Source organism: Mesorhizobium sp. M7A.F.Ca.ET.027.03.2.1, from assembly GCF_003999175.1.
GTDB lineage: Bacteria > Pseudomonadota > Alphaproteobacteria > Rhizobiales > Rhizobiaceae > Mesorhizobium.
Genome location: NZ_RZOM01001307.1, coordinates 1 through 1,443, shown reverse-complemented (window position 1 = coordinate 1,443; position 1,443 = coordinate 1). Strand labels below are relative to the sequence as shown.

Sequence of the window (1,443 nt, the reverse complement as noted above, 5' to 3'; positions counted from 1 at the left end):
CACACATAGAGTTCTTGTGGCGTGCCGGCATCGAGGTGGACGTAGCCGGCATTAAGCACCTCCTCCAGGATGGCCAGAATCTCCTGACCGTCTGGGTCGCCGGAGAGGCCCTTGAGGAAGGCGATGGCGTCGCCGTCTATGTCGGTCAGCGATATCTGTGTCATGCTCTCGCCCGTGCCGATCAACGGCCGCAGCTTTTCGATATCGCCGCCCTTGCAGGCTTCGACGATCAGATCGTGCATGCGCCGCACCGGTTCCGGCAGCTTGCCGAGATCGTAGACGACCTCAGGCACCGGCGTTTCCGGATCGACACGCGGTCTGGTCACGCCGCCATCCGCCGGACTGTCCGGCTCGGCTTCGGCAGGAGCAGTCGGCTGGCTGGCCGGCGGCGGTGTTCCGACCGGATTGGGCATCGGCACGGCGCTTCCGGAGGGCGCCATGTCGTCGTCGGCCGGCGGCGTGACTGTCGGGGGGAGCTCTTCGCGCTTGATTTCGCTCAGTGCATACACGGGGCTGCTCGCGAGACACACAAGCAGGGGAATCGCGGCACAGCAAGCGGCGAAGGAGATGCGAAGGACCAAGCCACACGGCTTGCCTGACATCGAAAAACTCACTGCCCGTTTCTCCCTGCTTCCGGGCATGACGCCCGAGCGGCATGTTGCCGTCAAAGAACCGGACGTCGGTTCAGTGCCGCAGCCGTTCAGGTTCGAAGGCGCCAGCAATCACCTTTTCACGCATACGGTCGAGCAGGGCAAGGGCCGAGGTCTCGCCATTGGCACGCAACATCTCGCCGAAGGCTGTTTCGAGCGCTGCTTCGGCAATGATCTCGGGCTCTATCCCGGCGGAGAGACCTTCCGCCCAGGCCTCGCTGTGGCTTTCCACGGCGGTCAGGCGTTTTTCTTCCCTGACCAGCGCGTCGATGTCGTTGACACCATGTTCCATAAGCGAATGTCCACCCTTTCAAGCTGCGATCCGTCGATGTGGATCAGGCCTGATCTGTTCATTTCACACGCAGGGACAATTAAGTATTTGTAAATACGACATTTTTTTGATCGTCTTTTACAAAGCCCAATTGCCTTGTGCGAAGCTGCGTTCAGTCCGAGTCAAACTTAGCCGATTGGGGCGGCCTGCGGGGCGAAAACCTTCAGTTTGAGTTAATTCCGCTTTCGTGCGGTAAGGTTTCGTTAATACTGTTGCAGAAGTGCAACATGAGGATTGCACCAAGAGATCGCCCGGCACAAGCCGATATATCGGCTAATGCCCAGCAATGATCCGGATAGTTGTTGATGAGCGAGTGCCTAGTTGCCGTAACGCGAGGCGATATCGCGAGACAGCGTCTCGCCTTCCTTCATGTAGCGGTTGATGGCTTCGGTCGCCGAGGACGTACACCTCGTATAGGTGCCGCCGAAGGAGCGGTAGCCGCGATTGAAGCTGGCAATGAAG

General features: G+C 59.5%; 3 protein-coding genes. All 3 read right to left on the bottom strand.

Annotation, left to right across the window (positions count from 1 at the left end; translation table 11 throughout):
- A partial coding sequence (locus EN750_RS34120) for a hypothetical protein (protein ID WP_189526667.1) occupies positions 1-614 on the bottom strand: 614 nt, incomplete at its 3' end.
- A gap of 70 nt (positions 615-684) precedes the next feature.
- Complete coding sequence (locus EN750_RS34115; RefSeq protein WP_008874920.1) at positions 685-942, bottom strand: hypothetical protein; 258 nt, start codon at positions 940-942, stop codon at positions 685-687.
- Between the two features lie 356 nt (positions 943-1,298).
- Positions 1,299-1,443, bottom strand: a 145-nt coding sequence (locus EN750_RS34110) for a TIGR02301 family protein (RefSeq protein WP_127399263.1), incomplete at its 5' end; no start/stop codon positions are given.